A 17698-nucleotide genomic window follows, 5' to 3' on the forward strand; every position below is an offset into this window, starting at 1 on the left:
TGAATGAGGCGTGCATGGAGCGTGAATGGTGTGTGGATATTGCGGTAAATGAGCGTACGCTTCATTGCAGAATGTGCAACAGAAAATCTTAACTATCACTTGAAGATACATTATATTGTACTTCGTGCAATAAATTATCGTGATAATCTCTAGAAAGGCTGTTTCTCCTGAATTTGAATGTAAGATGTGCTTCAGAATTCAAATTCGACTGCTATTAGAGTCAATCTATTGTACAAAATACAACGTGAGGCACGATGAAATGCCCATCAGTTACTCTAATCTTCGACTTAAGTTCATTATATATATCATTTTCTAACAACACAAAAAAACCGGATGCCTCACGGCCCCGGCTATTTATATTTTTAGTCATATCATGCGATTCTATGCTTGCTTGTTCAATTAGAACCAGCTATCCACGACAAAAGCATTCGCCTGCTTTAACCGTTTTAAGCGGTTTCTAAAAATACCTCCGCCTCCACTCTTACAATCCGTGTTGCAAATTCTGCGTCTGATGATCATGCCAAGAGTCTCCTTCCAAGAAGTTATGTAAATTCTCTGTAAACTAAACTGCAAAGTATTTACCCTTGGTTGATCAAACTGAAACAAAAAAAGTGAATCAGCGGATCTCAGATGGACTTTTTCCGGTATATTGCTTGAACTGGCGGCTGAAAAAGAAAATGTCACGATATCCAAGCGCATCTGCTACCTCAGTAACATTCATTCCCGCGTACAGCAGTAAATGCTGAGCACGCTCAATCCGGGCTCGGATGACATAAGACTGCACAGAAGAACCCGTAAGCTCCTTGAACTTAATTGAAAAATACCGCGGTGAAAGCCCCGCACGAGCAGCAAGATCCTCTACTCGATGTGCAATCCCCGGATGCTGGCTCACATAGTTCGCTATTTCGTGAATGATTTCTGTCAAATGGTTGCTAACATAACGTTCTACTGGCTTCACACGGTCCTCCCTCAGCAGATGAATCATCAGCTGCTTCAGTACAAGCTGCCCCTCTTCCTCAGCGGCGTAAGTATCCACCAGAAATAGTCGAACGTACCTAGCAAGCAGATGTTCAAATTCAACGGTTTCTGTAAGCTCACGATAGGGCAGCGGAATATCCGTCACCTCTTCGGAGACATCAAAATGAATATATGTAAGTACAAGTGGCTTTTGCGGATTATGTGTAGCACTTGTATGGTCACCCGGACGAAAAAGGAAGCAGCTTCCCTTACCTACTTGAAAGGGTTCATCGTTACGCACAACCGTCCCTTCCCCGCTCCATACATAAAATAAATCATAATTTTGCAGCGACTTCTCTCTTTTTTGCCATTTCCAGCCCGGCTCGCATACAATCTTAGCCAGAGCCGGCAAAATAACAAAAGAGGACGGCGATGCATGCAGCATAACGTTCCCTCCTAAAAGTTTTGTTAGCATAACCTACTTTGAACTACTTCGCAAAACTTGCTTCGTAAGCATCCGCTTAGTATTCTCAGCAAATCTGCTCTTTCTGACTTCGCAGTGTCTATATAGTTTTGTTTAGCTTAATCTACTCCGAGTTTCTTCGTCAAAATTCGTAAGCATTCGCTTAGTTTTGCATTTCATCTTCTTTATCATACCTTGTCATGTTGCATTTTGTACATCTTCCCACGCCAGATGCAGGCTTGTTATCCCTTCCTCCAGCTCCGCGGCATTCAGATGGGCAAAAGAAAAACAAGCGGCCGGCGCTCCCGGTGATAGCTGATATAACGCGGCATCTCTAAAATCCGTGCCGCGCCTAAGCGCTGCCGCTCGGAAAGCTACAAACTCTTCGCTGCTGCGCAGCCAGCGGGCATATACATGCAAGCCTGCATCACCAGGCAGCAGCTCGAAGAGCTCCTTAAGCCGTTCCGACAGCAGCGTCCTGAGGATGCGTCCGCGTTCACCATAGATGCGTGTCATCCGGCGCAGATGACGGCCATAGCCGCCTGTATTCATGAACCTCGCCAAGGCTCGCTGCTCCAGCAGCCCTACCGGCAAGGGCTCATATAGCGCCTTGGCGGCGATAGTCGGCTTTACTAAAGAGGGCGGAAGCACTGCAAAGCCGAGCCGCAGGCCTGAAAACATCGTGTTTGAAAAGGAGCCCACATATACGACCCGCTCTTCACGATCCAGTGCTTTTAAGGGCTCGATAGGACGCCCAGCCCAACGGAACTCACTGTCATAATCATCTTCAATGATTACTGCATGATGCCGCTGCGCCCATTCCAACAAGGTTCGGCGTCGTTCCAAAGGCAGTACCACACCCGTAGGAAATTGACGGCTCGGCGTAACAAACAACAGCCGGGCATCCCAATCCTCCGGAATAAGACCGTTGCCATCCAGCTCCCCTGCCAGCAATCGGCCTCCGGTGATCTCTACGGCTCGGCGAATCCCGTGAAAGCCCGGGTTCTCAACGACCGCTGAGCCTCCTGCATCCAGCAGCAGCTGCGTCAAAATAACGATGCCTTGCATCGAGCCGCTGAACAATACGATATGCTCTGCATCCGCGCGAATCCCGCGGGTAATCCGCAGATGTGCAGCGATAGCTTTCCGAAGCCCTTCATCGCCTTGAGGTGGACAAGTGCTTTGCAGCAACCCACCTTCCTTCCCTCCAGCATAAGAGAGCGCACTGCGCCATTCGGAGTAAGGAAAATGTTCCATCCGCATACCACTACTCTGGAAGCTCACTACTTTCTTGTTACTCTTTTCATAAAAGGGTATCGGGCGCGCAAGCAGCCGCTTTCCCCACGCCGAGATCGGAATCGTAGTCTCGCTTGCACAATCTCCTCCAGCAGCATCTGCGGCTTCACCCAAAGCCCGGTTCTCACCGTCACTGCCACTGGTAGCTGAAGCAAAGCTATCTTCCGATACGAATGTCCCCCGCCCCGTTTCAGTCCTTACATAACCATCAGCGAGCAACATTTCATACACCTGCGAGACCGATCCGCGCGACAGCTCATAGTGCTTAGCAAGACTTCGTGTAGACGGCAGCGGAGTGCCTCCCGGAAGTGTTCCTTCCAGTATTCCTGCACGGAGCGCGTGATATAACGCTAAATATTTGTAACGGTGTATCGCCAGATATTGATCGTATGCCAGCGTGATATTCATCGTTATCCTCCTTGACCAGCAAGTGGTCCATTAAAAACTATCTTAATTGGTCCTTTTTAATTGTCAACCACTCTACTATTCTTTAAAGAACATTTACATTGGAGCAGACGCTCTAGACTAAAAAAGAAAGAGGACGTGATCCCTATGCGCAGAAAAGAATTCAAAGTAGATCGGGAGGAAGAATTGGTCTCTTTTCTTAACGGAATGAGTTTTGGTTTTCTCGGTACAAGCGATGAACAGGGGCAACCGCGGGTGACACCGCTGAATTTTGTATATACAGATGGTTGTTTCTATTTCCATGGCAGTCATGCTGGTGGCAAAATGAAGTCGATCCGCAATCAGCAGAAGGTCTGCTTTACGGTAGCGGATGAGTATGCCCTTATCCCGTCTTATTTTAGCGATCCCGAGCTGGCCTGCCCAGCAACCGCCTATTTTAAAAGTGTGACCGCCTACGGCACAGCCGAACCTGTTGAAGACATTAGTGAAAAAGCCAGTGTACTCTCCTTATTTATGAAAAAGCTCCAGCCCGAGGGGGGTTATGATTCCATCGATGCAGAGGACCCTAAATATCGTCCCCGTCTAAAGGGTGTTGCCGTTGTGCGCATTACCCCCGAGGAGATCACTGCGAAGTTTAAGTTTGGGCAAAACCTAAAAGAAGAAGAGCGCTCCGGCATCATTTCCGGCCTGTCTGAAAGAAATAATCCGCGTGATGAAGAAACGATAGAAATGATGAAAAAATACTGCCCTTTCCACGCCGAATGATATTTTTTTAAAATCGTATCTTTCCAAGTGACGGTTGCAATTGGCGGTGATATAATGTTAGGCAATGTTAACAGTATGTTATCCCCAAAGAACCCTGGAAGGATGAAACTGATGAATCCACTAGCTGGACAATTAAACGAAAGTATCAAAGCAGGAAATGAACATGTGTATGATATGCTCTCTACGCTTGGCAAAGAGATTTACTTCCCAAAAGAGGGCATCCTGAGCCAATCCGCTGAAGCAGGAGCTCACGCCAAGAAATACAACGCAACCATCGGTATTGCTACTGAAGGTGGCGTACCTATGCACCTCGGCGTCATTCAGGATAAACTCTCCGCTTACAGTCCTAAGGATCTTTATAGTTACGCCCCTCCGGCAGGTAAACCAGAGCTGCGTACTGTATGGCGTGAAAAGATGCTGCGCGAAAATCCATCGCTAGAAGGTAAAACCATCAGCAATCCCGTTGTAACCAATGCCCTGACTCACGGGCTTAGCATTGTCGCTGACCTCTTCGCAGAGCCAGGTGACGCGATTATCTACCCGGACAAGAACTGGGAGAACTACGAATTAACCTTCGGAATCCGCCGCCATGGGGAGACCGTTAACTATCCGCTGTTCACAGAAGAAATGACGTTTAACAGTGCAGGTCTGGAAGACGCGCTGCTTGCTCAAAAAGAACGCGGCAAAGCGATTGTGCTGCTGAACTTCCCTAACAATCCTACCGGATATACTCCAGGGATTAAGGAAGGCGATGAGATCGTTGCAGCTATCCTTCGTGCGGCTGAGGAAGGCATCAACGTTGTTGTTGTAAGTGATGATGCATACTTCGGGTTATTCTTTGAGGATTCACTTAAAGAATCGCTGTTTGGCAAACTGGCTCATCTGCATCCTCGTGTGCTTCCAATCAAGATTGACGGTGCGACCAAAGAAGAATTTGTCTGGGGCTTCCGTGTGGGTTTCATCACTTATGCCTCGGAGGACAAAGACCTGCTGGCAGCATTGGAGCAAAAAACACTAGGCATCATCCGTGCCACCATTTCCAGCGGTGCGCATCCTTCGCAGACCTTCGTACTAGACGCCTTGAAATCTCCGGAATTCGAAGCACAGAAGGAAGAGAAGTTCCAGATCATGAAAGGCCGTGCGAATAAAGTAAAAGCACTGCTGGATAGCGGCAAATACGGCGAGGATGTGTGGACGTATTATCCTTTTAACTCCGGTTACTTTATGTGTCTGAAGCTGCACACAGTTGCGGCTGAAGATCTCCGGCTTCACCTGATTCATAATTACGGACTAGGCACTATTGCTTTGGGTGAAACTGACCTACGTATTGCTTTCTCATGTATCGAAGAGGAACAGCTCGAAGATCTTTTCGATCTTGTATACGCAGGTGTTCGCGATTTAGAAAAAGCCTAACTGAACTTTATATAGCTTACAATCAGCTCCGTTTTCATGGAGCTGATTTTTTTTGTACACGAATCCGACATTGGCCTATACACGCCCCTCTCTCCGCACATACAATACGATGTACTCAAGTACAACACACACACCGAAAGGGGAATGAACATGAGCGAAGAAGTTAGAGGCGGATATGGATGTTGTGGAGGTGGCCCATTCACTAGCACTGGCGCCATCCTGGTTCTCTTTATCTTGCTGGTTATCATCAGCCGTTCACTTTTTGTCTAACCATTAATGACAGTCTCGGGAGAGAGCTTTAAGCTCTTTCCTATTTTCAATCCCTTTTTTTACAATAGACGTGGGTGTCCAGTAGGTCATGATAATGGCTGCTGTGACGTCTGCGTCTTTTTTTAAAAATTCCACCTTGTTCTTAGCACCAACCGCACCAACCTTTGTTACCTCAGATCACATTTGCCCGCATAAAAGCAGCTATCGGACACCGCAGACCCTAAAGGCAGTATAATCCCATATTTTACTCACTTACGGACCCCAAAGCCGTTATTGGCATGCCAAACCCCAAATATGAACCTCTTCATAGGGAATAACGCCACTGGTGTCCGAACTTCCCCGATAAAGGTTGTAGATTTGCAAATAACGTCAACTGGGTCCGTAAGCCTCAGGGGATAATTATGATCGGCGGCGGAGGTGCGGGCTTAATGTAGATCCAACAACCACACCTAAAAAAGGCTGTCGCAAACGTAGAAAATCTACGGCTGCGACAGCCCAAAAGCTTAAAGTATCTTTACAACTGATGTATTACAGATTGTACAAGTTGTAGATCAAAACCGCTGCCTCTGCACGGGTGGTAACACCTTGTGGATGAATCCGCAAGCCGTCTCCCTTGATCAGGCCAGCACGTATTAGTGCTGCCACACTGTCACGTGCAAACGCTGATACTTGCTGGCTATCCGTGAAACGGGTCATTGAAGCTCCGTTGCCGGCTGGAAGCTGTCTGCCGGCTGCTGCAATCGCTTTTGCAGCCAATGTCATCATTTCCTGCCGCGTAACAGAAGCGTTAGGATCAAAGCTTCCATCTGGACGACCAGTGGCGATCCCCAACTGCTTCGCTATAGCCAACGCTTCATATCTGTAATCGCCAGGCTGCACATCTGTGAAGCTTTCTGCACTAACGCCTTCCAAGCCAAGCGCTTTTATAAGCAGGAGCACAAAATCTCCCCGCTTCACTTCCGCTTGAGGTACAAATTGATCCTCTGTCATTCCGTTGATGATGCCTTTGGAGCCAAGCACCTCAATCGCATTGCGGGCCCACTCAAATTTACCGATATCCCGGAATGTCTTCTCCGTAAAGGTGATACTGTACGTACCAGAGAGAATTCCTGTAAAGGAAACCATCCCTGTAGCAGCGATATATCTGCCACTTGGAACAACCGTTAGAATCCCCAACGGATTCAGACTATGAATCGTTATATGTCCTTCTTTACCACGTTCTTCTGATCGTGGAATATACGGTAGGGACACCTTAACCCGCATGTCAGGACTGTTCCATACGGCTTCCTTGCCATTGATAGTTACGCTCAGTTTAAATTCTGGACGAGAATCTGAATCCACCTTGGTTATCGTAATTACCCAAGGGGTTCCTGCCTCTTTTGCCGCTTGTTTCAGCAGACTACCTGGCAGCTCCAGCACACCAAATTCAGTATGAACGACCAATGAAGTCTTATCATCTGCAAAGATTATACCGTTTGGCAATTGCAGCTCATAACCCTTAGCTGTAGCTACTGCCGGTATATCAACAGTAACCGCTGAAGTTGCTCCACTTAAGCCTGCTGTAGCAGCCTTTTTCAAGCTCTCCAGGTCTACACTTGCTCTCGCCGCACCGATATTACTGTTCAGCACTGGTGTTGCTGTAAGGATGGTGCTGCCGGTTACACTGCCTGCATTTCCGCTTGAATTCCCCCCTGTTGTTCCGCTGTTGCCACCACCTGTGGTACCCCCGCTTCCGGAAGTTGGTGCTGTCGTTGGCCGAGTAGTCGGTTCAATGGTTGGACTTGGGGTTGGTTCAGGCGTTGCTGTTGGTGTAGGTGTTGGATCAGGTTTATCCGCAGAAACAATATATTCAAAACTGGAAATATCACTTGGCTTCCAGCCCTCTTTTACAGCAATCGCCTTAATCGTCTTGCTCTTGCCTACATAAATCACTCCACTATACAGTTCGCTGGCTGCTGTAGGTACAGTGCCATCCAACGTGTAGTGAATAGACGCTCCAGCTGTAGCTGTAGTTAACTTCACGGCAACCTGCCCTGTATAAGTTCCCCCGGCAGGATCAGCCTGCGGTGCAGACACCGTTTTCATATCAACCACTCCGCTGATCACATATGTGAATGGAGCTACAAAACTGTTCTCCATGCCCTCTTTTACCGCTATCGTACGAAGAACTGTGACTCCTGCTGCGTCAATAGTTCCGGTATAAAGTGGACTGTCTGCTGTAGGCAATGACCCATCGGTTGTGTAATGAATCTCTGCTCCTGATGTCGCTGTAGTAAGGCTGATCGTTTGTAATCCGCTGTAAGCTCCCGGTTTCAAAGAAGAAACGGGTAAGGAAACCTTTGAATGAATCGGCTGCTCTCCTTCTTCCGTCCGTTCCAGCGTAAACCAATCTAGATTGGCACCGTCATTATTGAAGCTCATCCGTACTACCTGTTTTCCTTGCGCAAGTTGTACGACACCACTCGCCAGCGTGTAATTCGACCATCCACCTGTAGTAGGCATAGGCACTGTTGAGAGTTTTGTACCCTTTACAGATAACGTAGTGCTTACCCCGCCTTGTGCTGTAGCATACCGATATACGATTTTATAAAATCCGGCTTCAGTAATATCAAGGACATAATCCATGGAACCCCCTGCAACGGTAAACCCTACATTTCTAAAGTCCAGCACACCGCCAGTCATGGTACTCTGAATTCCATTGGGTGTAGCATCGTAATAATTCTCGGCTTCCACCTTTAAAGAACCAGCGCCATCCATGATTTCTTCAGTATAAGGTTCTATTTGAATACCACTGAGCTCGTATCCTGCTGATCCAGCTTGCAGGCGCAGCTTCTGTTCACCCGCCTTCAATTGAAGAACGGTGCGTATGCCAACGGTTTGCGAGTAAAGATTCGGCACATCAACGGTTCTTAATGTCTTCCCATCCTCCGTTTTATAAATAATGCCCTTAGGAGCACCATTCGCGGAAGTTACGGTAAGCGTAAAAGCATAGTTTCCATCCTGCGGCACATTTACCCAGTAATCGATGCTGTCTCCAGCATCAATGCCGGTCAGCTTCGCTCCACTGCCTTGGCCGCTGACTGTGATCCCTTGCAGCTGGTAGAATTGATCCAGTGCGTTCAAGCTTGTGACTTCTATAGGTGCTGTAGCACTAGTTGTTCCTAAGAGCTTAACCTCCGCACGCAGCACGCCGCCACCACTTGAATCGGCATAAGCATTTGCAGGCACATTCACGGCAAGCTGCAAATCACTATAATACGGGGTATGATCATTCCAGGCCAGCGTCAGCTTCACATGGGTAGGGTCAAGTAAGGCAGCTGCCCCAATACTTACATGCCCCTGATCCTTACCTGGGCCCGAGACAGAAATGCTCTGAATGGCATCAGGATTAAATGTCCCTCCTGAAAGGCTGACTACCAATTCATTCCCGTTCACTTGATAAGGAAGCGTGCTCGGAGAAAGACTGATGCTCTCTTCGTCGTTGATTGCTGTAACTATAAGAGGCAATTTCAGAACATGTACGCTGTCAAAAGACTGATTTGATTCTGTCTGATACACATCAGCGGTAACCGTAAGAATACGATCCGTGTCGAAATCAATAATTCGCGTACCCGCTAATACGACCTTCGCTGTATAATCATCCACCCGGTATACGCTATTGACAACTGTACCTTCGTAACCTTCAATAGACCAATAAGCGGTGTCCAGTTCAGGTGCATATTTGTCATTTACTAGCTTGACGATAACTTCTGCACCCTCCTCATTTCCTTCTACCAGAGCAGTCTCCGATTGAAGCGCGGGGCCGATTGTAAGCGACTGCAGATGAAATCCTGCTCCATTTACTTTCATGGTCAGCGTCTGCTCCCCGGCAGGCAAGGTTACCGTTCCATTAGCTATTTGCCAATTGGACCATCCCCCCGTCTTCGTCAAAGCATAAGTAGCTGCCGTTACCGTTACTCCATCCTCTCCCGTCAGCAGTTCCAGCTCTGCATCATCCTGATTAGTAGCATAGGAGATCAGGAGTGGGTAGGTACCGCTGGCAGGTACATTAATCTTGTACTTCACCCAATCGCCGGGGTCAGTATAACCCACTGCACCACCCGTTACTAATACACCTGAAGCTGTCGTGTAGTCTTGCCCTTGAAGCACAGCAGGAAGCTCATGTGATCCGGAAGGTGCTTGGCGTAAAGCTAATGAACGGATATTATAACCGTTCCCGTTCGTCTTCAAGGTGAGCTTGTGAATGCCCTTGTTCAGAGAGATCAAGGATTGATAATCTGCAAAATCGGTCAGACTCTCCGTCTGCTGCACAATTGGAAGCGTAGCAATAACCTTACCATCTTCACTAATCTCCACCGATTTTCCGGCGCCATCGCTGAATTGAGCGGCATGATTAAATTGAAGTGAATATTCACCGCTCTCTTTAACATCAATCACATAGTCGAAGGTGGACGATGCGTCTGGCGAGAACCCGCCAATATAACCCTGCTCATTCACAGTGTAAACCCCTTGCGCTTCTTCAAAATCAACAGCATTCACTACACCCGGCACCGCCTGTATACCATTCAGACGTTCCCAGCTATAAGTGCCCACTGATTTCGCCGGCAGCACAGCACTAATTTGCGCACCGTCCACTAGCAATTTAAACGGCTGTGGATCCGACGTCTGGTTGATTACTACCGTCACAATCTCTTTTCCATCTGGACTAGCAAAAGCTACGTTCGTTACAGTACTGCTTGAGCCGTAGTCACTATCAATCCGCACGTACCCCGGTTTAACGAATTTTGTATATTGGCCCATCAGATAATATTCTGGCAGCAGCCAATAATGGTTACGGTCTCCCGAATCCTGCACAATCGGGGTTGGGTCTGGCGTTCCGGTCCACTGATGGGAGGCAATATCACTGTCCAGCATCGCTACCCAGGAGTTATAGCTGCGGGCCCAATTACGGAAATATTGAGCAATGCGGTCTGCGCCTGAGGTACCCCAGACTGCGCGTTCGGTCAAATATACATTTTTGTCAGGATAGAGATTATGGAGTTGGGTCATCAGACCAAGGTCACCGCCATAATCATGAAAAGCAGTTCCGTCCACCGCATCGTAGGCACCTAATTCAGGATTGCCTAGGATTTGTGCTGGATAGGCCATCGTGTCACCAGGATTATGATCAAATGTCCACAGCTTCACGTCTTTGAAACCATGTTCATCTAATTCCTTCCGCAGCAGTTTAGCCAGCTGGGCTTCTTGCTCCCACGGCATTTTGGTGCTTGGATATTCAATTTCCAGCAAAGGTTCATTCTGCAAGGTCAGACCTTCAAAGGTAATTCCCAGCTTCTCGTACTCCTGTACGAATTTAAGATAATATTTGGCCAGTACAGGCAGATATTCATCCTTCACTTGGCCTTTGATCATACTGTCTGTAGTCTTCATCCAACCGGGCGGGCTCCAAGGTGAGGCAAAAAACTTAATATCCGGATTGATGTTTTGAATTTTTTTAACCGTGCTGATGATATGGAAGTCAATGTCCTTTTGGATGGAGAAATTCTCCAAATTAATGTCGGTTTGTCCTGGAGGCATATCATCGTAGGTATAAAATTGTTTATCTGTAAAGTCAGCCGTCCCAATCGTCAACCGGAGCATACTCATTCCGATCCCCGATACAGGATCAATCATTTTCCGCAGCAATTCCTCCTGCTTCGCCGCAGACATCTTCGCCAGATTATTGACCGTCGATTCCTCCATGGAGGTACCGATCCCTAGAATAGATTGATATTTCCGGTCCGGATCAATATGAATCTCTGTACCTGCCTTCACGTCGGGAACTACAATATCTAGCTTCGCCTGCTCTTCCAGCTTCAAATCACCCTCTTGATAACGGTCAGCATAATACCACTTCCGATCGGAAGGATCTCGCTCACTCGATACCCAAGAGCTAACTACATCTGACTTAATAACATGTTTAGTGCTTTCCCCGCCATCTCCGGGATTCGATGGATCTACAGGCACATCACCTGTTCGAGTGAAGCTTACCCAATTCAGGTTGATATCTCCACCGGTAAATTCCAGACGGATCTTTTGCAACCCTGCCTTCTTAAACACAACATTTTCTACAGCTTTCGTCTGCCAATTCTGCCAGCCACCTGTTGAGGTCACGCTTAATGTTCCTAGCTTAGTTCCCTCTGCTGATTTGATGTTGACGCCTGTAGTGCCACTATTAACGGAATAGCGGAAATCGGCTTGATACGTACCTGCTTGCGCCACATTCACGTTATATTCGAGCCACTGGCCAGCCGAGGTATAGCCGACATTGAGACCGCCACCTATATCCTGCGTATTTTCAGTTTGCAGTCCTGCGCTTTTGTTCAAAAAATCCTCTGCTTCAATTTTGCCGGGAATCGGCAGAGAAGGAATCTCTGGAGCTTCCGGATCGACAGGAGCGGTTGGAAGCTTTGGTGTTTTCTCATTTTTGGTCAAGCCATATCCCGTTTTGAACAACACATTTGTACTGTTATTGTCTGCCGGATAATTGTTCAAAGTGAATGGCCAACGAATCGGATTTTTGCCTACAAAATCCTTAGTACCAAATAACACATCAGCTACTCCAGCACCCTCTGTGCCTGGTAGCCAAGCTGCCACAAGCCCATCCCAATCTTCCAATTGGCTGGCTATCGTCATTGGACGTCCAGACACCAGTACAACGATAAGCGGAATATTAGGATTAGCAGCACGTATATTCGCAAGTGTCGCCAGATCCTGCTCATCCAGATTCAAGCTGGTCCGGTCGCCATCGGTCTCGGCGTAAGGTGTCTCACCGATAACAGCGATCGCCGCATCATAACCCGCAGCCCCACGCCCATTAAGGTTATATGTGACCGTTGTAGAAGCAGGAACAGCCTCCTTTATCCCTTCGAGGATCGTCGTGCCTTCAGTTATATTGCCCGACTTCCCTTGCCAAGTGATCGACCAGCCGCCGGCTTGGTTACCGATATTATTAGCGTTTTTACCCGCTACGAATATTTTATCCATCCCGCTTAATTGTGATAGAATTGGACTTCCATTTACCTCATCGTTCTTCAAAAGAACAAGCGACTCCGCCACAGCTTGGCGGGCTAATTTGCGGCTTTCTGCTGAGCCAAAAGCACTCAACAGCTCCGGATCGCTTTTGGGATGCTCGAACAATCCTGAAGCGATTTTGACCTGCAGGATACGTTCTGCCGCATCATCTATGCGCTCCTTAGTGATTTTACCTTCGCCTACAAGTTCTGTGATGTACTTAATCGTATCCTTCCAAACGGTCGGCATCATGAACATATCGACTCCGGCGTTTACGGACACATTCAGCTGGTTCTTCAACCCGCTAACTGCTTTTCCTTCGCTATCCACTGTGATTTGCTGCACAGCGTTATAATCTGAGATAACGAAACCGGTAAAGCCAAGTCCGCCATTTTTCTTGTCACCCTTCAAAACATCGGTCAGCAAATGTTTATGGGCATGCATTTTAAGACCTTGGATGCTGTGATAGGAGGCCATAACCGTCTGCACCCCTGCGTCTACAGCTGCTTTATAAATTTTCAAATCCTTATCCATGATCTCTTGCTCGGTATATTTAGTGATGTTGCCTTGATTTACACCATTATCCGTATAACCTTCACCTAGATAATGTTTTGCAGTTGCCGTGATTGTATCTGTCCCTGCCAATGCAGCAGCAGTCCGTCCTTGCAGACCAAACACATAAGCCGCACCTAGTTCTGCTGAAATATCCTGATTATCACTAAAACCTTCATAGGTTCTACCCCATCTTGCATTATGAGGGGAGGCTATCGTTGGGGCAAACGTCCAGTTCGCTCCTGTTGCGGCTACTTCCTTAGCAGCAGCTGCACCAATAAGCTCAGTCAATGCGGGATCATTAGCAGCCCCTAGACCAATATTATGCGGAAAAAGCGTCGCACCTTTGACATTGTTATGTCCATGCACCGCATCCACCCCATAGAGCAGCGGAATGCCTAATCTGGTAGACAATGCACCATCCTGATAACTATCAATCAAAATTCTCCAGTTATCGCGAGTGCTGTCACTTTCTTTTCCGTTAGGGAATGAGCCTCCCCCGCTGAGTACAGAGCCAAGAGCATATTTCTGTACCTCCTCAGGAGTGACGGCAGCTCTTTCTGCTTGAACCATCTGCCCAATCTTCTCTTCCAGCGTCATTCGGGATAATAGATCCGCAGTGCGCTCCTCCACACTTTTTGTGGGATCATAGTACACTGGAACTCCTGCGGCATCCGCTGCGGCCCGTGGTATACCCGCCTCAAGCACATTCAAGAATAAGGATGATAGTAAAAGCGCCACTATGAATATTGATAATCTTCTTTTCACGCCTGAATCCTCCCCCAATACTGTTTTGTTGGTACGGATGACTACGCCCATGATTGGAAGCGTATACATGATGTAAGATACAGGCTTATTATGCTGGAGCCATCTGGTAAAAGACATACAGCATTTTTTAAATACTCTGTTCCGTTTTTGCAAATTTAAGGACTTGCCCGGCTCAAATTATGCTTCCAGCAAAAAAAAGGCTCTCTCATTCGTAGAATTTCTCTACTGTGAGACAGCCTTTTTATTGTGAATATGAAATTGCCTTACAGATCGTCGTCATCCAATCGTGCTGCTTTGCGGGACAAGTATCCTTTAAACAGAAAGACTACCACAATACCTGCCGCTAAGGTAAAGATCACTGGCATCAGACGGTCACCTATGGAAGCTAAGAAAGGTAATCCAAGAACCAATGCCACAACCAGATGCGCACGGAATACAAATTGTGTTGTGTTGTCCGCCTTACTGCCTTCAGGAAAAGGATACACTGTCAGCCAAAAAGACTCGCTATGCAATTTGCGGAGTGCCGACAATTGAACACCAATGATAAACAGGAAGAACAAATAAATTCCGGTGCCAAAGTAACTATCACGGTTCCACCAATTCAGCAGCAGAGCCAGCACCGATATCCGCATAATGATTCCAAAGATATCGCCCCGGGCAAAGCTTTTGGTCAGCAGATACCGATAAGCAGTATCCTTGCGCCAAGGCAGCTTAGCGCCCCATTTGGAAAGATAACGGCGGGAATACACCCGTTGCTCACGGCCCGGCACATCCACGAACCAGCCCAGAACCATCAGCGCACGTGCACCTTGATTGTTTTCCATGGCGATCAGTCTTTCCCATGGCACAGCGTGACGTCCGGGCACAGACAGTGCAGCAAGATAGGCTGCGGCCAATAACACCATAAATATCAGGCTCGGACCGGCAGGCTGCCACAACCAAGCGGCAATAATCAAACCTCCAACTGCCCAGCGCAAGAAAGCATACACACCTGCCATCGGACGTGACAGCATAGCTATCTCTTTCCATAATCCATAACTCGCGATCAGCTTCACAGCAATCAGGATCAACACTGTAAATAAAAGTCGCTTGGGAGAATCATCTGTACGTATGTACAACGGCCAAAGGGTGATCAGTACAAATAACAAGCGAATGATCTTCCACACGTTTCCACTGACCCAGGATGGTGCAAAATATTCCTTCATGCGGTGACCCTGAGGCAGCAGAAAGATCGTATCCGGGGTCTGCAAATAGGTTCGGAAGCCGCTATGCACTGTCGCAGGCAACAGTAATGCTAACATAATCCAGCGAATGGGAATGCCTTCAGGTACATTTTGTAGCAGCGATGTATACCAAGCAGAGAAGACGATCAACACGAACAGGAAGACCATGGCTACGCCGCTTTGAATGATATATCCCACATAAGGAAGCATACTTCCCATGAATCTACCGCGCCGCGTGCGCCGCAGCTCTTTCAAATCCATATTATTTCCCTCCCTGAACCAGCTCGTAGAACAGCTGCTCCAAAGTCAGCCCCTGATGCCCGGCAGTTGCCGCTATTTCCGCCAGCGTGCCCTGTGCAATCACCTTACCTTTATGCAATACAATAAAACGGTCGCAATAATTCTCTATTGTGGAAAGAATATGAGAGCTTAACAGAATCGACGATCCAGAGTTCTTCAGATCCATCATGAAATCAAGCAAGGAACGGATCCCTAGCGGATCCAATCCTAAAAAAGGCTCATCGATGACATATAACGCAGGTCGTGCAACGAAAGCGCACATGATCATAACCTTCTGTTTCATCCCTTTGGATAGATGGGTCGACAGGGTGTCCATCTTATCCTCCATATGGAACAGCTTGGCAAGATGCGAGGTGCGGGATTCATAATCCTTTTGATCTACCCCATAAGCTCTGGCAGTAAATTCAACATGCTCACGAACCGTCATTTCGTCATACAGCAGCGGCGATTCCGGTACAAAAGACAACGCATTATTGTATCCAACGGGATCTTCAGCACGCGTCTTGCCCTGTACGGTGATATCGCCCTTATGGGGCGACATCAATCCTAGAATATGCTTCATCGTCGTACTTTTTCCTGCTCCGTTTAAACCAATCAATCCAACCATTTCGCCAGGCTGCACCTGAAGTGCAATATCATGCAGCACTGGCTTATTCAGGCTGTACCCACCACTGAGACCCGTAATTTGCAATACGGGAGCATTATTCATTGACCGTCACCTCTCGGAGTTTTGTCTTTCAACCACTTTGGAGCTCCTTTATTTTTACGGTTCTTCTCACGTTCCGCATTGCTGCTGCGTTTGCTCCGTGCAGGAGTCGCATCTCCGCGTGCTCCCGCAGAAGGATTCGCGCTGCGCTGTGAATCGCGTTGTTGTTCTCCGCTTGTTGTTTCACTTGTGTTAATCGTAGCCATTCTTTTGGCAGGCGGTGTACCTGCTCCAACGGATGGCGACTGAACATTGGAGGCTCCAGATGTGCTAACAGGCGGCTTGCCGCTGCGTGGAGCAGATCCATCACGGCGTTGCCCACTGCCTTCATTACTCCGTCCCCGTCCATTGTGCAAAGCGCTGCGTGCTTCATCTGCTGCAAGCACCTTACCACCGACCATCTCCCGCTCCTCAAGCGCAATATCCAATTCGCGGGCGAATTTCCGCATGATAAAGGTCTGTTGCTCTGTAACTATTGTTACAGATAAGCCGCGGCGTCCCATCCGTCCGGTACGGCCTGCACGGTGTACATAATGTTCAGAATCAAAAGCCGGATCGTAGCTAACTACCAAAGAAAGATTCTCAATATCCAGTCCTCTGGCAGCTACGTCACTGGCAACAAGCACACGAAATTTGCCTTCCCGGAAACCTTTTAATACATTGCTGCGCGTTACCTTATCGGCATCTCCGTAAAGTGCTGCCGCAGTAAGCCCAAGATGATTCAGCTTAGCCTCAACCTCGGCAATATCATCTGTAGCATTCACGAACACAATCGCTTTATCGGGATTGTAATGGCGAATCACCCGGCGCAGCATGTCCATTTTGTTACGCTCTTCAGCAACAACATAATGATGCTCCAAGCTTTCAGCAGTCATTACACCTGGAGCAATCCCAACCTCTGCCGGATTCTTCATTTCACGATTAGCCAGCGCTTTCGTCTCTGGTCCGATCGTTGCCGACAGCATAACAAGCTGGCGTGAACGCAGCGCACTGCTGACAATCTTTGTAACTTCGCCAGCTCCGCTAAGCTGGAACATTTGGTCCGCCTCATCCAGAACAATAGTACTGACTTCATGCATCTTCAATTTACGAAGTCCAATCAGCTCGCGGATCCGCCCAGGTGTTCCCACAACTAGCTGTGGATGCTCACGCAGCTTGTCAATCTGGCGTTTGATTGCGGCCCCGCCAATAAGACCCATAACTCGGATTCCGCGCTGTTCACCATAACGTTCCGCCTCGCGTAAGATTTGCATCGCCAGCTCCTGTGTAGGGGCGAGCACCAGCTTTTGGACCACCTTCTGCTCCGGATTAATCGCTTGAAGCAGCGGCAATAGATAGGCCAGCGTCTTACCCGTTCCAGTCTGGGAAGCTGCAATAACATCTCTTCCCTCTAGTAGAAGCGGTATTGTCTGCTCTTGTACCGGGGATGGAGCGTTAATGCCGAATTCCGACAACCGGGCAATGAGGTCTTCCTGAATGCCGATAGCCGCAAAAGAAGCTTTATTCATAAGTGTAATTCATCCTTTT

The 17698-nt window shown here is 48.0% G+C and carries 9 protein-coding genes; 3 read left to right on the plus strand and 6 right to left on the minus strand.

Annotation, left to right across the window (positions count from 1 at the left end):
• Positions 1-616 precede the first annotated feature (616 nt).
• Positions 617-1402, minus strand: a complete 786-nt coding sequence (locus MHH46_RS26405; protein WP_036679782.1) for an AraC family transcriptional regulator — start codon at positions 1400-1402, stop codon at positions 617-619.
• Between the two features lie 216 nt (positions 1403-1618).
• Positions 1619-3124: a PLP-dependent aminotransferase family protein gene (locus MHH46_RS26410; RefSeq protein WP_076184749.1), complete on the minus strand. Its 1506-nt coding sequence runs from the start codon at positions 3122-3124 to the stop codon at positions 1619-1621.
• Between the two features lie 144 nt (positions 3125-3268).
• On the opposite strand from MHH46_RS26410, the gene MHH46_RS26415 reads away from it, so the two are divergent.
• The 3 genes from MHH46_RS26415 to MHH46_RS26425 all read left to right on the plus strand — a co-directional run bounded on the left by MHH46_RS26415 (position 3269) and on the right by MHH46_RS26425 (position 5569).
• A complete protein-coding gene (locus MHH46_RS26415) occupies positions 3269-3886 on the plus strand; it encodes a pyridoxamine 5'-phosphate oxidase family protein (protein WP_076184750.1) in 618 nt (205 codons plus the stop codon).
• A gap of 111 nt (positions 3887-3997) precedes the next feature.
• Positions 3998-5299 carry an aminotransferase class I/II-fold pyridoxal phosphate-dependent enzyme gene (locus tag MHH46_RS26420; protein ID WP_036679816.1) on the plus strand — a complete coding sequence of 434 codons (1302 nt, stop codon included), beginning with the start codon at positions 3998-4000 and terminating at the stop codon, positions 5297-5299.
• Positions 5300-5449: 150 nt separating this feature from the next.
• Entirely contained in the window at positions 5450-5569 is a 120-nt protein-coding gene (locus MHH46_RS26425; protein WP_212592220.1) for a YjcZ family sporulation protein, read from the plus strand.
• A gap of 528 nt (positions 5570-6097) precedes the next feature.
• Here the strand turns inward: MHH46_RS26425 and MHH46_RS26430 are convergent.
• The 4 genes from MHH46_RS26430 to MHH46_RS26445 all read right to left on the minus strand — a co-directional run bounded on the left by MHH46_RS26430 (position 6098) and on the right by MHH46_RS26445 (position 17679).
• Positions 6098-14059, minus strand: a complete 7962-nt coding sequence (locus tag MHH46_RS26430; RefSeq protein ID WP_405132535.1) for a glycoside hydrolase family 3 N-terminal domain-containing protein — start codon at positions 14057-14059, stop codon at positions 6098-6100.
• Between the two features lie 146 nt (positions 14060-14205).
• Positions 14206-15426, minus strand: a complete 1221-nt coding sequence (locus MHH46_RS26435; protein ID WP_076141980.1) for an ABC transporter permease — start codon at positions 15424-15426, stop codon at positions 14206-14208.
• Between the two features lies 1 nt (position 15427).
• Entirely contained in the window at positions 15428-16174 is a 747-nt protein-coding gene (locus tag MHH46_RS26440) for an ABC transporter ATP-binding protein (protein WP_036679788.1), read from the minus strand.
• Entirely contained in the window at positions 16171-17679 is a 1509-nt protein-coding gene (locus tag MHH46_RS26445) for a DEAD/DEAH box helicase (protein ID WP_076127920.1), read from the minus strand. The genes MHH46_RS26440 and MHH46_RS26445 overlap by 4 nt, the downstream gene beginning before the upstream one ends.
• Between the last annotated feature and the right edge of the window lie 19 nt (positions 17680-17698).

The organism is Paenibacillus sp. FSL H8-0175 (genome assembly GCF_045040615.1).
Taxonomy (GTDB): domain Bacteria; phylum Bacillota; class Bacilli; order Paenibacillales; family Paenibacillaceae; genus Paenibacillus_AQ; species Paenibacillus_AQ odorifer.